This window comes from Actinomyces sp. oral taxon 849 str. F0330 (genome assembly GCF_000239715.1).
GTDB classification, from domain to species: Bacteria; Actinomycetota; Actinomycetes; order Actinomycetales; family Actinomycetaceae; genus Actinomyces; species Actinomyces johnsonii.
Genome location: NZ_JH470351.1, coordinates 224,226 through 239,403 on the forward strand (window position 1 = coordinate 224,226; position 15,178 = coordinate 239,403).

The following is a 15,178-nucleotide window of genomic DNA, read 5'->3' on the forward strand; positions in this document are numbered from 1 at the left end:
CGAGGAGGCCCTGAGCGCCCAGGGCGCTGGCGCCCTCGCGTCCGGGGACATCCTTCTGCTCGACGGCGGGGCCACCCCCGGTCCCGTCCCCTCCACCATCGTCTCCCTCGCTGGCCCATGCGCCCGCGCCCCCCGCATCCTGCGCCAGGGGGTCTTAGCGCAGGAGGAGCTGGAGCGGACGGCCGGCATCGACCTCGCCGGACCGGTGGCGGACGCAGCGGGGAACAGGGCGGAGGTGGGGGCGTGAGGGTCTACCTCCTGGTCATGGCCATCGCCGCCGTGGCCACCTACGTCGCCGTGCCGATCATCCGGCACATCGCCCTCGTGAGCAACGCGCTCACCCCCGTGCGGGCCCGCGACGTCCATTCCACCCCCATCCCGCGCCTGGGCGGGGTGGCCATGTTCTTCGGCCTGTTCTCAGCCATCAGCGTGGCCTCTCAGATCCCCTACCTCTCCGACGTCATCGACTCCAGCGCCTGGGCGGTGGTCCTGGGAGCGGGATTGGTGTGCCTGCTCGGCGTCGTCGACGACCTGTGGGAGCTGGACTGGATGACCAAGCTCGCCGGACAGATCCTGGCAGCCGGCGTCATGGCCTGGCAAGGCGTCCAGCTCCTCACCTTCCCCGTGGCGGGGCTGACCATCGGTTCCTCGCGCCTGTCCCTCATCTCCACAGTCATCGTCGTGGTGGCCGCCATCAACGCCGTCAACTTCGTCGACGGGCTCGACGGGCTGGCGGCCGGCGTCGTCGGGATCGGCTCGACCGCCTTCTTCCTGTACACCTACGTCCTCACCCGAGCCACGAGCCCCGGCTCCTACAGCTCCCTGGCCGCCACGATCGTGGCCGCGCTCATCGGCGTGTGCCTGGGCTTCCTGCCCCACAACTTCAACCCGGCCACCATCTTCATGGGCGACTCCGGGGCGATGCAGCTGGGGCTGGTCTCGGCCGCCTCCACCATCATCGTCACCGGGCAGATCGACCCCGGCAGCTTCGACGGCTCCCGCGCCCTTCCCGCCTTCATGCCGATCCTCCTGCCGCTGGCCGTTCTCCTGCTGCCCCTGACCGACATGATCATGGCGATCGTGCGCCGTACCAGGAAGGGCCTGAGCCCCACCCACCCCGACCGCATGCACATGCACCACCGGCTCCTGGCCGCCGGGCACTCCCACCGCCGCGCCGTTCTGGTCATGTACCTGTGGGCCGCCGTCGCCTCCTTCCCCGTGGCCGCCATGGCCTTCTTCCCCCTGCCATGGGTCATGGTGGGGGCCGCCATCGCGATCCTGTTCGCCTTCGTCGTCACCGTCGACCTCATGCCCGGGGTGCGCCACGGCCTGCGCTCGGCGCTGCGCCGACGCCAGGACCGCCAGGGACAACGGATCGTCATCTCCCGCAACGTCTCGGGAACCGGCGAGGTGACGCGCCCGGCCGAGGGACAGGCGCCGCAAGGGGCCGCCGTGCCGGCTCAGTCCGGGTCATCTGAAGGGACGCGCCAGTGAGCAGATCGACGAGCGCCAACGCCTCCGCCCTAAGGGATGCCGCCGCCCGCCTGCGCCGGATTCTCATCGTGGCCGCCGTGGTCCTAGTGGCAGCTCAGGCCCTGTGGTGCCTCATCGCCGGCTCCCGCGGCGCAGTGGCCCGCCCGCTGGGCACGCTGCCGGTTGCGGCGGGCTCGACGACGGTGCTCCTGACCGCGACCTGGTGGTTCCTGGACCACATGGTCCGCTCCTCCATGGGGGCCCTCGTGGCCTGGATGGCCGGTGGATACCTTGGAAAAGTCGCAATTCTGGCTGTGGCACTGCTGGGGGGTCGGGCGCTGGGCCTCGACAGCAGAGTGATTGGGGTCTCACTCATCATTGCGATCCTGGTAGGCATGTTTTCGGAGGCGACTGTGCTGACGCAGGCGCCGATCCTTGCGGTTGAGCCGATGAACGGCGACTCGACTGACGACTCCTGATCGCTGCTGAGGCTCGGTTGCGGGCCTCCCGGGCCGTGTTCGTCTACTGGGACGGGCCGGGTTCGCTTCGCTGAGTCATCCCTAGGCGTTAGCATTGCCAGTGATTAGCAGGCCTGCCGGGGCAGACTTAAGGTCAAACCTCGAAGCGTGAGAGACATTGGGAGGATCTCCTGTCCACCAACACCGTCACCGAGAACGGCACGGCAGCCGACGACGTCGCCGTGCCGCGGGCGGCTGACGCCAAGCCGTTCGTCAAACCGCTGTGGTACTGGGTGCTCCTGGTCCTCCTGGTCGCGGTCATCGCGCTGACCGCTGTACCCGCCTTCACCCAGCACCCCCACTCGCCCGGCGTCGAAGATTTCTTCCCCGAGGCGATCGTCGGACGGGGCACGCTCCTGGAGTTCAACCGCCTTACCTTCGTCCGTCTTGTCATGGGGGGCCTCCTGTGCCTGACGCTGGGGGTGGCCGCCGCCCGCCAGTTCAAGATGGTTCCCGGACGCGGCCAGGCGCTGCTGGAGATCATTGCCGACTTCGTGCGCAGCAACGTTGCCCTCATGCTCCTGGGCAACAAGAACGGCCGCCGCTTCGCGCCTCTGCTGGGCACCCTCTTCCTGGGGGTGCTCGCGATGAACCTGTCGGGCATCATCCCGGGCCTGAATATCGCCGCCTCCTCCGTGGTGGCCGTCCCCATGGTGTTCGCCGCCCTGACCTACATCACCTTCATCGGCGCCGGGATCAAGGAGCAGGGCGCGGGGCACTTCTTCGCCTCCCAGCTCTTCCCCCCAGGCCTGCCCAAGGCGATGTATCTGCTCATCACCCCCATCGAGTTCCTCTCGAACTTCATCGTGCGCCCGGTGACGCTCACCCTGCGTCTGCTGTGCAACATGGTCTCCGGCCACCTGCTGCTCGGCATGACCTTCTTCGGCACCACCAGCCTGCTACTGCACCTTCAGGCCTCCTCGACGATCAGCCTCCTGACCGGCGCCGCCATGATCGTGGTAACAATGTTCGAGGTCTTCGTCGCGGTTCTCCAGGCCTACATCTTCACCATCCTCAGCGCCGTCTACATCAAGCTCTCCATCGAGGCGCATTAGACGGCACGGACGCGTCGTTTCAGACTCTTCTCGACCCACCGACCCCCACCTGCGCCACCCGGCGCCAGAAAGTAAGGAACTGAATATGTCCCTCACCGCGCTCGCATACGTCGGCTACGGCCTGGCCACGCTCGGCCCGGGCATCGGCATCGGCCTGCTGGTCGGCAAGACCCAGGAGGCCACGGCCCGTCAGCCCGAGGTGGCCGGACGCCTGTTCACCAACATGATCATCGGCGCGGGCATGGTCGAGGCCCTGGGCCTCATCGGCTTCGTCCTGCCGCTCGTCGTCAAGTGATGTTTCCCCTGGCTGCCGAGGGCGGGCAGGTAGGAGGCACTGCCTTCATCCTGCCCCCGCTCTACGAGATCTTCTGGGCGGCGGTCGTCCTCCTGCTCATTCTCCTGGTGGTGGGTCGCTTCGCCCTGCCCCGGCTCTACGCCGTGCTGGACGAGCGCGCCCGGCGCATCCAGGAGGGCCTCGACCTGGCCGACAAGGCCAAGCAGGACCAATCCGATGCCGAGAAGCGCGCCGCCCGGCTCGTGGACGAGGCCCGCCGTGAGGCCGCTCGCATCCGCGACAACGCCCAGAGCGAGGCCAAGGAGATCGTCGCCCAGGCCCGCACCGACGCCCAGGCCGAGGCCGCCGGCATCCTGGATGGCGCCCAGCGCCAGATCCTGGCGGACAAGCAGGCCGCGCAGATCTCGCTTCGCACCGACGTCGGTATGCTCGCCTCCACCCTGGCCGAGCGCATCGTCGGCGAGCAGCTCAAGGACACGGCCCTGTCCGAGCGCGTCATCGACCGCTTCCTCGACGAGCTCGAGGCCATGCCTCCCGTCGAGGGCGTTGACGCACCGGTGACAGCGAGCTGGAACACCGACTTCGCCGCTAAGGACAAGCAGTGAGAACCGGCACCGGAGCCACCCGTGAGACCGTGAGCCAGGCCTGGAGCCCAGTGCTCGCGGCGGCGGGCGTCGAGGGCCAGGAGCTGGGGCGTCAGATTCTCGCCCTGGCCCACCAGGTCGCCGCCCATTCGCTGGCCAGTCCCTTGACCGACCCGGGCCGTGAGCCCGAGGACAAGGTGGCGCTGGCCCGCCGGCTCTTCGAGGGGGCCGTGGACGGGCGCGTCGTCGACCTGCTCAGCGCCATGGTCCGCGGGCGCTGGTCCAAGCCGATCGACCTCATCTCCGCCCTCCACGACCTGGGCATCGAGGCGATCCTCGCCGGAGCCTACGCCGACGGCACCGTCGGGGAGATCGAGCAGCAGCTCTTCGAGGTCCACGAGCGGATCGCCAACGACCGTGAACTGCGCGAGGCCCTGGCCCCCTCCCGGCGCACCCGCACCGAGGCCCGCGTCCGTCTGGCCGAGGCCGTTTTCGCCGCCCACGTCAGCGCCCCGGCCATGAGCCTGCTGCGCTGGTGCGTGCGCCACCGCTCCGAGGGTGGGCCGCTGCGCAACCTGCGCCGCGTCGTCGAGCTGGCCGCTGCGCTGCGTCAGCGCATCATCGCCGACGTCGTCACCGCCATCCCGATGACCACTGCCCAGGAGAAGCGCCTGCGCACGATCCTGGAGCTGCGCCTAGGCAACCGCATCGACCTCAACTGCGAGGTCGACCCCGAGGTCATCGGCGGGGCGCGCATCATGATCCGCAACCACGTCCTGGACCACACGGTGCGCGGCGCCGTCGCCGAGCTACGAACCCGCCTGGCGGGCTAGCCACACCACTGGCACGCACCGGTCCAAGGACCGGCCCCGTGCCGGCCCCACAACTTCACCCACTTGACCCCGTGCCGACGCCGCTACGCCTCGCGCCGCCGGCCCCCAGAACGCAACCAGCAAGGAGACGAGATGGCAGAGCTGACCATCAGGCCCGAGGAGATCCGCTCGGCCCTGAACGAGTTCGCCGAGTCCTACAAGCCCGCCGAGGTCGCCGCCGAGGAGGTCGGGCACGTCGTCTTCGCCGCCGATGGCATCGCGCACATCGAGGGCCTGCCCGGCGTCATGGCCAACGAGCTGCTCACCTTCGAGGACGGCACCGCGGGCCTGGCCATGAACCTCGAGGAGCGCAAGATCGGCGTTGTCGTCCTGGGGTCCTTCGACGGCATCGACGAGGGCCAGGTCGTGCACCGCACTGGAGAGGTCCTCTCCGTGCCCGTGGGCGACGCCTACCTGGGGCGCGTCGTCGACCCGCTGGGCCGGCCCATCGACGGCCTGGGCGAGATCGCGGCCGAGGGTCGCCGTGCCCTGGAGCTCCAGGCCCCCGGCGTCATGTCCCGCAAGTCCGTCCACGAGCCCCTCCAGACCGGGCTCAAGGCCATCGACTCGATGATCCCGATCGGTCGCGGCCAGCGCCAGCTCATCATCGGCGACCGCCAGACCGGCAAGACCGCCATCGCCCTGGACACGATCCTCAACCAGAAGGCGGCCTGGGAGACCGGCGACCCGAACAAGCAGGTGCGCTGCATCTACGTGGCCACCGGCCAGAAGGGCTCCACCATCGCCTCGGTGCGCGCCACCCTGGAAGAGCGCGGTGCCCTGGAGTACACCACCATCGTGGCCTCCCCGGCTTCCGACCCGGCCGGCTTCAAGTACCTCTCGCCCTATACGGGCTCGGCCATCGGCCAGCACTGGATGTACCAGGGCAAGCACGTCCTCATCGTCTTCGATGACCTGTCCAAGCAGGCGGAGGCCTACCGCGCCGTTTCCCTGCTGCTGCGCCGCCCGCCGGGCCGCGAGGCCTACCCCGGCGACGTCTTCTACCTGCACTCGCGCTTGCTGGAGCGCTGCTCCAAGCTCTCCGACGACCTGGGGGCTGGCTCCATGACCGGCCTACCGATCATCGAGACCAAGGCCAACGACGTCTCGGCCTACATCCCCACCAACGTCATTTCCATCACCGACGGGCAGATCTTCCTCCAATCCGACCTGTTCAACGCCGACCAGCGCCCGGCCGTCGACGTGGGTATCTCCGTGTCCCGCGTGGGCGGCGCCGCCCAGGTCAAGGCCATGAAGAAAGTCGCCGGAACCCTCAAGATCACGCTGGCCCAGTACCGCTCCATGCAGGCCTTCGCCATGTTCGCCTCCGACTTGGACGCCGCCACCCGCGCCCAGCTCACCCGTGGCGAGCGCCTCATGGAGCTGCTCAAGCAGCCCCAGTACACGCCCTACCCGGTGGCCGAGCAGGTCGCCAGCGTCTGGGCCGGCACCAAGGGCTACCTCGACGACCTCGACGTCGCCGACGTCTTGCCCTTCGAGGAGGCCTTCCTGGACCACCTGCGGCGCAACACCGACATCCTGGATGACATCGAGTCCACTGGGGAGCTGAGCGAGGAGACCGACGCGGCTCTCGTCAAGGCCGTCGAGGCCTTCCGGCGCACCTTCGCCTCCGGCGAGCAGATGCTCGGCGCCCAGGTCGCCGCCCCCGAGGAGGAGCCCGCCGCCGAGAGGACCGCCGAGCAGCTCGTGGTCAAGAGGGGCTGACGTGGCAGGTAACCAGCGCGTCTACAAGCAGCGCATTCGATCGACCCAGACCCTCCAGAAGGTGTTCCGGGCGATGGAGCTCATCGCCTCGTCCCGGATCGGGCAGGCGCGCCGCAACGCGCAGGAGGCCTCGCCCTACGACCACGCCCTGAGCCAGGCGGTGGCCGCCCTGGGCTCCTACTCTCGCTTTGATGAGCACCCCATCACCCAGGAGCGCACGGACACCAACCGCGTGGCGATCCTCGTGGTCACCTCCGACCGCGGCATGGCCGGCGCCTACTCGGCCACCATCCTGCGCGAGACCGGCCGCCTCATCGAGGAGCTGGTCAAGGACGGCAAGGAGCCGGTGATCTTCACCTTCGGCCGGCGCGCCCACAGCTACTTCAGCTTCCGCGGCACGCCGATCGAGTTCTCCTGGACCGGGCAGTCGGACCGTCCCAGCGACGAGTCCATCGAGGAAGTGGCCACCACCCTCCTGGACTACTTCCTCCAGCCGCACGAGGCCGGCGGCGTGGCCGAGGTCCACATCGTCTTCACCCGCTACGTCTCGATGGTCTCCCAGGTCCCCGAAGTGCGCCGGATGCTGCCGCTCAAGGTGGTCGACGTCGCCGGGGCCGGAGAGCTCGACGAGGCCGGTAACGAGGCCCTCGAGAAGGAGCTGGCGGAAAAACACGGCGGCTCCATGCCGCTGTACGAGTTCGAGCCCGGCCCCTCGGAGGTGCTCGACGCACTCCTGACCCGTTACATGGGCTCCCGCATCCGCAACGCCCTGCTGCAGTCGGCCGCCTCCGAGCTGGCCAGCCGCCAGCAGGCCATGCACACGGCCACGGACAACGCCGAGGACCTCATCATCACCTACACCCGCCTGGCCAACGCGGCCCGCCAGGGCGACATCACCCAGGAGATCACCGAGATCGTCTCGGGCGCGGATGCCCTGGGGGCCGAATAGGCCGGCTAGCCCCCGACGTCGTCGAGACCCCATACAGACTCACCTCACCGAGCAGGACCCCCTCTCAGCTCTGGAAGATACGGAAGAACGCACATGGCTGACACCACCACCCCCGGGACGGGACGCATCACCCGCATCATCGGCGCCGTCGTCGACGTCGAGTTCCCGCCTGATGCGATCCCGGCGATGTACAACGCCCTCAAGGCGACCGTCCAGGCCACCAGCGCCGGCGAGGAGCCCCACGAGATCACCCTGGAGGTCGCCCAGCACCTGGGCGACAACGTCGTGCGCACGATCTCGCTCAAGCCCACCGACGGCCTGGTACGCGGTTCGCTGGTGCGCGACACCGGTGCGCCGATCTCCGTTCCGGTGGGCGACGTGACCAAGGGCCACGTCTTCAACGTCACCGGCGACGTCCTTAACCTCGCCCCCGGCGAGCATCTGGAGATCACCGAGCGCTGGCCCATCCACCGCCAGCCCCCGGCCTTCGACCAGCTCGAGTCCAAGGAGCAGATGTTCGAGACCGGCATCAAGGTCATCGACCTGCTCACCCCCTACGTCCAGGGCGGCAAGATTGGCCTGTTCGGTGGCGCCGGTGTGGGCAAGACCGTCCTTATCCAGGAGATGATTCAGCGCGTGGCCCAGAACCACGGCGGTGTGTCCGTGTTCGCCGGGGTGGGGGAGCGCACCCGTGAGGGCAACGACCTCATCGTCGAGATGGACGAGGCCGGCGTCTTCGACAAGACCGCCCTGGTCTTCGGCCAGATGGACGAGCCGCCGGGCACGCGTCTGCGTGTGGCCCTGTCCGCCCTGACGATGGCTGAGTACTTCCGCGACGTCCAGCACCAGGACGTGCTGCTGTTCATCGACAACATCTTCCGCTTCACCCAGGCCGGCTCCGAGGTCTCCACCCTGCTGGGCCGCATGCCCTCGGCCGTGGGCTACCAGCCCAACCTGGCCGACGAGATGGGCCAGCTCCAGGAGCGCATCACCTCCGCCGGCGGCCACTCCATCACCTCCCTGCAGGCGATCTACGTCCCCGCCGATGATTACACCGACCCGGCGCCAGCCACGACCTTCGCCCACCTGGACGCCACCACCGAGCTCAGCCGCGAGATCGCCTCGCGCGGCATCTATCCGGCCGTGGACCCGCTGACCTCCACCTCGCGCCTGCTGGCCCCCGGATATGTGGGCCAGGAGCACTACGACGTCGCCACCCGCGTGAAGTCCATCCTCCAGAAGAACAAGGAGCTCCAGGACATCATCGCGATCCTCGGCGTCGACGAGCTCGGCGAGGAGGACAAGGTGACGGTGGCGCGCGCCCGCCGCATCGAGCAGTTCCTGTCCCAGAACACCTACATGGCAGAGAAATTCACCGGCGTGGCCGGCTCCACCGTGCCGCTGTCGGAGACCATCGAGGCCTTCCGCCGCATCTGTGACGGCGACTACGATCACCTGCCGGAGCAGGCCTTCTTCAACATCGGCGGCATCGAAGACCTGGAGCGTCGCGCCGCCGAGCTCAAGGACTGAGACGTAGGATGCGGGTCAGGCCCGGTGCAGGAGCAGGAAAGGAGGGGACACGGCCTTGAGTGTCTTGAGTGTCGAGGTGGTCTCGCCGGCGGGCGAGGCCTGGACCGGTGAGGCGACGCAGGTCTCCGTGCCTCTGATCAACGGGGAGCTTGGCGTCTTGCCCGGCCGTCAGCCCCTCCTGGCTGTTCTCGGCTCCGGGCCGGTGCGCCTGAGTCCCGTCGACGGTGAGATGCGCAGGATCGAGGTGTCCGGCGGGTTCTGCTCTGTGGACCATGACGTCATCACGATCGCCGCCGACCATGTGAAGCAGGACGCGGAGGCCTGAGGCATGGGGCAGCACGTGTGGATGATCCTGACGATCGGCATCATCGCCCTCGTGCTGCTGACAGGCGGGTTCCTGGTGCGTCTTCGCTACCTGGCCGGACAGGTCGGTTCTTTCGAGTGCGCCATGCGGTTGCCGGGCGGCCAGCGCTGGCTCAGCGGGGTCGCCTCCTTCCGCCTCGACTCCCTTCAGTGGTACCGGCTGATGTCCCTGTCCACGCGCCCCTCGCGGGTGTGGAGGCGCCTGGACCTGGAGCTTTCCGCGGCCAAGCGGCGCCGCGAGCAGGGACGCGTCGTCGAGGTTCACTGCGTGGATGCCACCGCCGGCTCCGACGGTTTCGACCTGGCCATGATGGAGGAGTCGCACTCGGCGTTGGTCGCCTGGGTGGAGTCCGCCGCCCCCGAGCAGCCCAGCCTCTACTGAGTTCTGCTGACGACCTCCGTCGGCGAGTCTCGCCGTTGCTTCCCCCGGCGGGCGCGGCTTCCTGGTCCGATCGGGGACGTACTTCTCCCGCGAGAACTGCGTTTTCCCGCAGACTACTGAGGTCCGCCCCCAGCCATCTGTAGGACATCGCAGTCCTCGATCACGAAGTACGTTCTCGACGGCGCTCGAGGCTGCGGCTGCGTGAGTATCGGCTCGACGACGGCTCGGCCGCCCCCACTCCACGACCCTTGGACGCTTCTGGAGGATGTAGAGGTCGGCTCCACGGTGGTGAGGGTGCGTGCAGTGCGGTTTACCTCCGTGCAGTAAGGCCGGACCGTTTGCCGTGTCTCTTCACTTCTGAGGCAATTCGGTGCCGGGGCATCTGAGACACGGGCAGGGGTGGGTGTCTTGGGAGTGAGAGGCGCTTGATTCTGTCGTTGAGGCGCCAGCAGGGCAGCGGCTTCGACTTTCCGGACTAGCTCGATGAGCGTGGCCGAGCTCTTGAATGACCGTTTGACCGAATCTGGTCATCTGGTCATAATGGTTGCGGTTCCTCTGCGTGAGCAGCTTTCGAGTAAGGAGACGCCGTGATCCTCTGGCTTGACGATGTCAGTGCCCAAAATCGCTTCCGGGTCGGTGGAAAAGGATCGTCTCTGGCGCGATGCCGAGGACTTGGCCTCCCCGTGCCTGATGGTTTCTGCGTCACCGTTGACGCCTTCACCGCTGCGATTTCGCAGATTCGGGATCGAGAGATGGGGCCGTGTGGTAAAGAACCGTTCCCGTTTCCGTCCGGTCTTGAGGCTGCGCTGGCTGCCGCGTACGACCGGTTGGGAAAACCTGCGGTGGCGGTTCGTTCATCAGGGGTGGACGAGGACAGCGAGAGCCACAGTCTTGCCGGACAACACGAGACACTTCTGGGAGTCCGTGGAGAATCTGCGCTTTTCGACGCCGTGCGTGCCTGTTGGGCCTCAGTCTGGAGTGATAGCGCTATCGAGTACCGCAGACGCCAGGGGATCACGGGCGTCTCGCCTATCGCCGTTGTCGTTCAGCCGATGGTGGCTCCCGATGTCTCCGGTGTGCTTTTCACCCGTGATCCGGTCTCTGGTGCACCGGGGAAGGTGGTCATCAACGCGTCATACGGGTTGGGGGAGAGTGTGGTCTCCGGTCTCATCGTGCCCGATGCCTTCGTTGTGAGTGTCAACCCGCCCCGAGTCGTCAGCCGAGTCCTAGGGTCTAAAAAAACCAGGATGGACGTAGGAGAGCAGGGAGTCGTTCAGACCCGGGTCCCCTTTTCCGAGCGCTCCCGTCTGTGTCTCGATGACGATCAGCTGCTGCGTCTGGTCGACATCGGCATGCGTCTGGAGAGGCACTACGGGAGTGCGCAGGACGTCGAGTGGGCGTTGTGTGATGGCGAAGTCGTTCTCCTTCAGAGCAGGCCTATCACCGCTCAGGCCGATTCGGTCGAACCTGTCAAGTCGATTGAGCCGTCTATCGAGCGTCCCCTGTCAGCACGCTCTCGTGCGGAAAGTTTTATCCGTGCCGACCTGGCTGAGCACCTGCCAGGTCCCATGCCCCTCGATCTGGCCGCTGTGCACCGGCTCATCAAAGCCATAGGTCAAGTACTCGATCGCGCCGGTATCAACCCTCCTGATCCGGAGGCTCTCATCCAAAGCCATTCGGATGGCACCATCCGCCTCAACGTGTCTGTGCCTCCGCAGCATCCCTTGAGACTCTTGCGTATGCCGGTTGTCGCGGTGCGTGGTTTGCGCCATGACCCTAGGCGATGGCCGCAGGAAGAAGCTGCAGTCCGCAGACGAATGAACCGCTTGGCGAAGCTCATCGATCGACGCGCCGAAATCGACTCGGCGGCTCTGATGCACCTTCTGGATGCAGTCCTCGACGCAGCCGCCCATGTCCTGTACGACCGCTACCGCAATTACCTCGTCCCCATGGCACTCACCCGCTCGTTGACCAGACGGCTGGCGGCGGTGGCGGATCCACGAGCCGGCATTCTGGAGGAGGACCTCTATCGAGGTCTTCCCTACGTGACGGCCAAGGCCAATGAAGGAGTCTCGCATCTCGTAGACCAGCTGCGCAGACTCGGGCTGGTCAAGGCGCTGCTCGAGCTCGGCCCGCGCCGTTTTCTGCACGACATTGACACAATGCCGGGTGGAGACCAGTTTCACGCAGACCTCAACCGTTTCCTCACCGACTTCGGGGCGAGAGCCGGAGCTCCTTATCTTGCTTTCTCCTCCAGATCATGGCGTGAGCGCCCCGAGGATCTCCTGGGGATGATCTCGGCACAGTTGCGTGGGGCCGATGCTCCTCAGGACCGACGAGCGGATGTCAGGGCGGTTTCCGGAACCGCCACGGTGCGGAGCATCGCCATGCGACTGCCTGCAGTCCTGAGACGGAGTTGGTACCGCTCTGTCTCACGACAGCGTGCCATGCATGTAGGAAGGGAAGGAACCCTCTATCTCATTGAGGAACTGTTCTTCCAGGCTCGCAGAATCGTCGATGAGATCTCCAACAGGCTCTTGGCGCGCGGCGTCCTGGAGGCGGCCGAGGATATTCTCCTGCTCTATGCAGACGAGATGCGTCGGGCGCTCATCCTCCCACCAGATGGAGATCTGTTGGACCTGGTGGAGCAGCGTCGACGTGATCGGGGCCGTGCGCAGGAGGCCTGGCGTCGAAGTTGTGCCGCGGAGCCGAACGCCATCGAAGCCGATGCTCGTCTCGGAGACGAATTGGTCCTGCGCGGGCTCCCGTCTGCTGCGGGTCAGGCTACTGGGCGGGCGCGAGTGATCCTCAGTCCCCAAGACTTCGTGAACCTGGGCCCCGGAGAGATCCTCGTGAGCCCATTCACCGACCCCTCGTGGACCCCGTTGTTCTCCCTGGCGGCTGGTGTTGTCTCCGAGGCCGGTGGTCCTCTGTCGCACGCAGCGATCGTCGCCCGCGAGTACGGTATTCCCGCTGTGCTCGGAGTTGGAGACGCCACTGTGCAGATCCGAGACGGAGACCTGATAGTGGTGGATGGCTCCGCAGGAGTTGTCACGGCAGTGCGAGCCGATAGTGAGCCGCTGCAGTGAGCGGTGAGCGCCGAGTTGGTGACTGACTCTGGCCAGCGGAGGCCTGCCCGGAGCTGCATCGTCAATATAATGATGGGTATGCCTCAGCCAATCAGTGCGTCTGAAACAGATGCGGTGATCGCCGTCTCCGCATTGCCTGAACGAATTCTCAACGCTGCCGCAGAACTTGTCGGTCAGCATGGCCCGCAGAAGACCACTGTGGCCGAAATCGCCCGGGCTGCCGGCGTCGGCAAGGGGACTGCATATCTGTACTGGTCCAGCAAGGAAGAGCTTCTGCTGGCTCTGCTGGCGCACGAGACTTTAAAGTGGGTACTCGCAGTACGTGACAAGTTGGTGCGTGATCCCGAGGATCTGTGTCCATCCCGATTGGGGGTTCTACTACTCGACTCGTGGCCTCGCGAGTTGGTCGAGCTCATCGCTTCTGATCTGTATCTGCGCAGGATACTCGCAGTGCATCAGCAACCTCGCGAAGCCCTCGATCGGTCTATGCCGATGAAACTGTGTCTGCGGGTGCTGCCTCTGCTGCGGCAGAAGGGACTTGTCAGGGATGACGCCGACGCTTTGGAGCAGGCATATGTTTTCGATGCCTTAATGACTGGTTTCGTCATGGGCAAGATGGTGGACAGTGCTGATTTCGAAACTGTCGATCCACGGGCCGTGCTTTCGCGTGCGATTCGTGCTCTGTTTGAGCCACCTGTTGCGCCGGGGCGATCCCACTGTGAGCGAGTGCTGCCTGAGGTCCTCCAGGTACTCGACCATGCCGTCGCTGAGTTGAATGACGTGATGCTCGCTATGACGCGACCTGCTGAGAGATCGGGAAAGGGGCGGGAGGAGCGCGAGGCCGCTGGGTCTCAATAAGAGGGGTGCTCCTCGTGCGGAGTACCCGTCCCGTCAGTCTTGCGGCTGCTTATCGACGGCGAGGGTCGTAGCCTCCTGGTACGACGGCCCCGGCCCCGGATCGCGCCTGAGAAACAGGCCCTGAGCCGGTACGGGTGCCGTGCCCGGATGACGGCGGGGCAGCAGGCTGGTGACACGATGCTCAGGCATGCCGGCCCCGGCGTCGCGCCGAGCCTCGGTCTGCCCCGCTAGGGTGGACGGGTGCGCCTCGTTATTGCCTCCTGCTCCGTCGACTACTCCGGCCGCCTGGACGCCCACCTGCCCCGGGCCACCCGTGTGCTCATGCTCAAGGCCGATGGCTCGGTCCTCGTCCATTCCGATGGCGGCTCCTACAAGCCCCTGAACTGGATGAGCGCCCCGGCCCGCCTGGCCGTCACCGATCCGGATGAGGAGGCCGCCGCCGACGGCGTGCGCGAGGTCTGGGAGGTGCGCGCCTCCAAGACCGACGACCGCCTCGTCATCCGCGTCTTCGAGACCTTCTCCGACGTCAGCCACGAGCTCGGCGTGGATCCGGGCCTGACCAAGGACGGCGTCGAGGCCCACCTCCAGGAGCTCCTGGCCGAGCAGATCGAGGTCCTGGGCGCCGGCTACCGCCTGGTGCGCCGCGAGTTCCCCACCGCCATCGGCCCGGTCGACATCATGGCCAAGGACGCCCAGGGCCGCTCCGTGGCCGTGGAGATCAAACGCGTCGGCGGGATCGACGGCGTCGAGCAACTCACCCGCTACCTCGAGCTCCTCGACCGCGACCCGCTGCTGACCCCCGTCCAAGGCGTCTTCGCCGCCCAGACCATCAAGCCGCAGGCCCGCGTCCTGGCCGAGGACCGCGGCATCCGCTGCGTCACCCTCGACTACGACGCCATGCGCGGCATGGACGACCCGGCCTCCCGCCTGTTCTGAGGGGACAAGCGTGCCTGCTGCCCGAGACTCCTCCGCGCCGCTGCCACGCGAGGTGAGCCTGGCCCGCATCATCTCCCAGGGCCTCATCCCCGCCACCGCCGCGTCCGACGTCGTCCAGGCGGTGGCGGGCAGACTCGCCATCCAGGGCCAGCAGGTCTCCGCCGTTCCGCACGCTCTGCTCGTGCGCGCCCCCGCGGCCACCCCGGCCGATGTCGAGGCCGCCTTCGCGCGAGGCGACCTGGTGCGCTCCTGGCCCATGCGCGGTACCGTCCACATCACCACCGCCGCGGACCACCACTGGCTGCGGGCCGCCCTCATGCACCGCACCGACGCCTGGGTCCGGCGCAGCGAGGCCGACTACGGTGTCGATACGGCCCTGTGCGAGCGCGCCGCCGAGGTGGCCCTCGGCCTCATCGACGACCAGGGGCCGCTGACGCGCTCGGTGCTGCTGGCGGCCTGGCAGGAGGCCGGCCTCATGGAGGCCTTCCGTGGAGAGGACGTCTCTGTTTACCGGCGCCGTCACCTCCTGGTGCGGCTCCAGCGCGAGGG

The 15,178-nt window shown here is 67.1% G+C and carries 15 protein-coding genes and 1 pseudogene; all 16 read left to right on the forward strand.

The window, feature by feature from the left end:
• Positions 1 to 247: pseudogene (locus HMPREF0975_RS16130) on the forward strand (L-threonylcarbamoyladenylate synthase); the annotation flags it as partial.
• Positions 244 to 1,494, forward strand: a complete 1,251-nt coding sequence (locus tag HMPREF0975_RS06805) for an MraY family glycosyltransferase (RefSeq protein ID WP_009233406.1) — start codon at positions 244 to 246, stop codon at positions 1,492 to 1,494. The pseudogene HMPREF0975_RS16130 and the gene HMPREF0975_RS06805, both read left to right, overlap by 4 nt.
• Positions 1,491 to 1,952: a hypothetical protein gene (locus tag HMPREF0975_RS06810; protein ID WP_009233407.1), complete on the forward strand. Its 462-nt coding sequence runs from the start codon at positions 1,491 to 1,493 to the stop codon at positions 1,950 to 1,952. The genes HMPREF0975_RS06805 and HMPREF0975_RS06810 overlap by 4 nt, the downstream gene beginning before the upstream one ends.
• Positions 1,953 to 2,173: 221 nt before the next feature.
• Positions 2,174 to 3,046, forward strand: coding sequence for a F0F1 ATP synthase subunit A (atpB, locus tag HMPREF0975_RS06815; RefSeq protein WP_009233408.1), 873 nt, complete (start codon positions 2,174 to 2,176; stop codon positions 3,044 to 3,046).
• A gap of 85 nt (positions 3,047 to 3,131) precedes the next feature.
• Positions 3,132 to 3,341 carry an ATP synthase F0 subunit C gene (gene atpE, locus HMPREF0975_RS06820; RefSeq protein WP_009233409.1) on the forward strand — a complete coding sequence of 70 codons (210 nt, stop codon included), beginning with the start codon at positions 3,132 to 3,134 and terminating at the stop codon, positions 3,339 to 3,341.
• Positions 3,341 to 3,946 carry a F0F1 ATP synthase subunit B gene (locus tag HMPREF0975_RS06825; protein ID WP_009233410.1) on the forward strand — a complete coding sequence of 202 codons (606 nt, stop codon included), beginning with the start codon at positions 3,341 to 3,343 and terminating at the stop codon, positions 3,944 to 3,946. Before atpE ends, HMPREF0975_RS06825 begins: the two co-directional genes overlap by 1 nt.
• Entirely contained in the window at positions 3,943 to 4,758 is an 816-nt protein-coding gene (locus HMPREF0975_RS06830) for a F0F1 ATP synthase subunit delta (RefSeq protein ID WP_009233411.1), read from the forward strand. Before HMPREF0975_RS06825 ends, HMPREF0975_RS06830 begins: the two co-directional genes overlap by 4 nt.
• 132 nt (positions 4,759 to 4,890) lie before the next feature.
• Positions 4,891 to 6,522 (forward strand): F0F1 ATP synthase subunit alpha, encoded by a 1,632-nt coding sequence (gene atpA, locus HMPREF0975_RS06835; RefSeq protein WP_009233412.1) that lies wholly within the window; start codon positions 4,891 to 4,893, stop codon positions 6,520 to 6,522.
• A gap of 1 nt (position 6,523) precedes the next feature.
• Positions 6,524 to 7,471 carry a F0F1 ATP synthase subunit gamma gene (locus tag HMPREF0975_RS06840; protein ID WP_009233413.1) on the forward strand — a complete coding sequence of 316 codons (948 nt, stop codon included), beginning with the start codon at positions 6,524 to 6,526 and terminating at the stop codon, positions 7,469 to 7,471.
• A gap of 93 nt (positions 7,472 to 7,564) precedes the next feature.
• A complete protein-coding gene (gene atpD / locus HMPREF0975_RS06845; RefSeq protein ID WP_009233414.1) occupies positions 7,565 to 9,001 on the forward strand; it encodes a F0F1 ATP synthase subunit beta in 1,437 nt (478 codons plus the stop codon).
• A gap of 55 nt (positions 9,002 to 9,056) precedes the next feature.
• A complete protein-coding gene (locus tag HMPREF0975_RS06850) occupies positions 9,057 to 9,326 on the forward strand; it encodes a F0F1 ATP synthase subunit epsilon (RefSeq protein ID WP_009233415.1) in 270 nt (89 codons plus the stop codon).
• Between the two features lie 3 nt (positions 9,327 to 9,329).
• Positions 9,330 to 9,746: a DUF2550 family protein gene (locus tag HMPREF0975_RS06855; protein WP_009233416.1), complete on the forward strand. Its 417-nt coding sequence runs from the start codon at positions 9,330 to 9,332 to the stop codon at positions 9,744 to 9,746.
• A gap of 683 nt (positions 9,747 to 10,429) precedes the next feature.
• A complete protein-coding gene (locus tag HMPREF0975_RS14815; protein WP_081697306.1) occupies positions 10,430 to 12,835 on the forward strand; it encodes a PEP/pyruvate-binding domain-containing protein in 2,406 nt (801 codons plus the stop codon).
• A gap of 78 nt (positions 12,836 to 12,913) precedes the next feature.
• Positions 12,914 to 13,693 (forward strand): TetR/AcrR family transcriptional regulator, encoded by a 780-nt coding sequence (locus HMPREF0975_RS06875; protein ID WP_051263579.1) that lies wholly within the window; start codon positions 12,914 to 12,916, stop codon positions 13,691 to 13,693.
• 240 nt (positions 13,694 to 13,933) lie between these two features.
• Positions 13,934 to 14,629, forward strand: coding sequence for an endonuclease NucS (gene nucS, locus HMPREF0975_RS06880; protein ID WP_009233419.1), 696 nt, complete (start codon positions 13,934 to 13,936; stop codon positions 14,627 to 14,629).
• Positions 14,630 to 14,639: 10 nt separating this feature from the next.
• Positions 14,640 to 15,178, forward strand: a 539-nt coding sequence (locus tag HMPREF0975_RS06885) for a DNA glycosylase AlkZ-like family protein (protein ID WP_009233420.1), incomplete at its 3' end; no start/stop codon positions are given.

Excerpts from the sequence above, each read along its gene's own strand:
- HMPREF0975_RS06825 (WP_009233410.1), top strand. The coding sequence starts at position 3,341 with ATGTTTCCCCTGGCTGCCGAGGGCGGGCAGGTAGGAGGCACTGCCTTC.
- atpD (WP_009233414.1), top strand. The coding sequence starts at position 7,565 with ATGGCTGACACCACCACCCCCGGGACGGGACGCATCACCCGCATCATC.
- HMPREF0975_RS06855 (WP_009233416.1), top strand. The coding sequence starts at position 9,330 with ATGGGGCAGCACGTGTGGATGATCCTGACGATCGGCATCATCGCCCTC.
- HMPREF0975_RS06875 (WP_051263579.1), top strand. The coding sequence starts at position 12,914 with ATGCCTCAGCCAATCAGTGCGTCTGAAACAGATGCGGTGATCGCCGTC.
- atpE (WP_009233409.1), top strand. The coding sequence starts at position 3,132 with ATGTCCCTCACCGCGCTCGCATACGTCGGCTACGGCCTGGCCACGCTC.
- atpA (WP_009233412.1), top strand. The coding sequence starts at position 4,891 with ATGGCAGAGCTGACCATCAGGCCCGAGGAGATCCGCTCGGCCCTGAAC.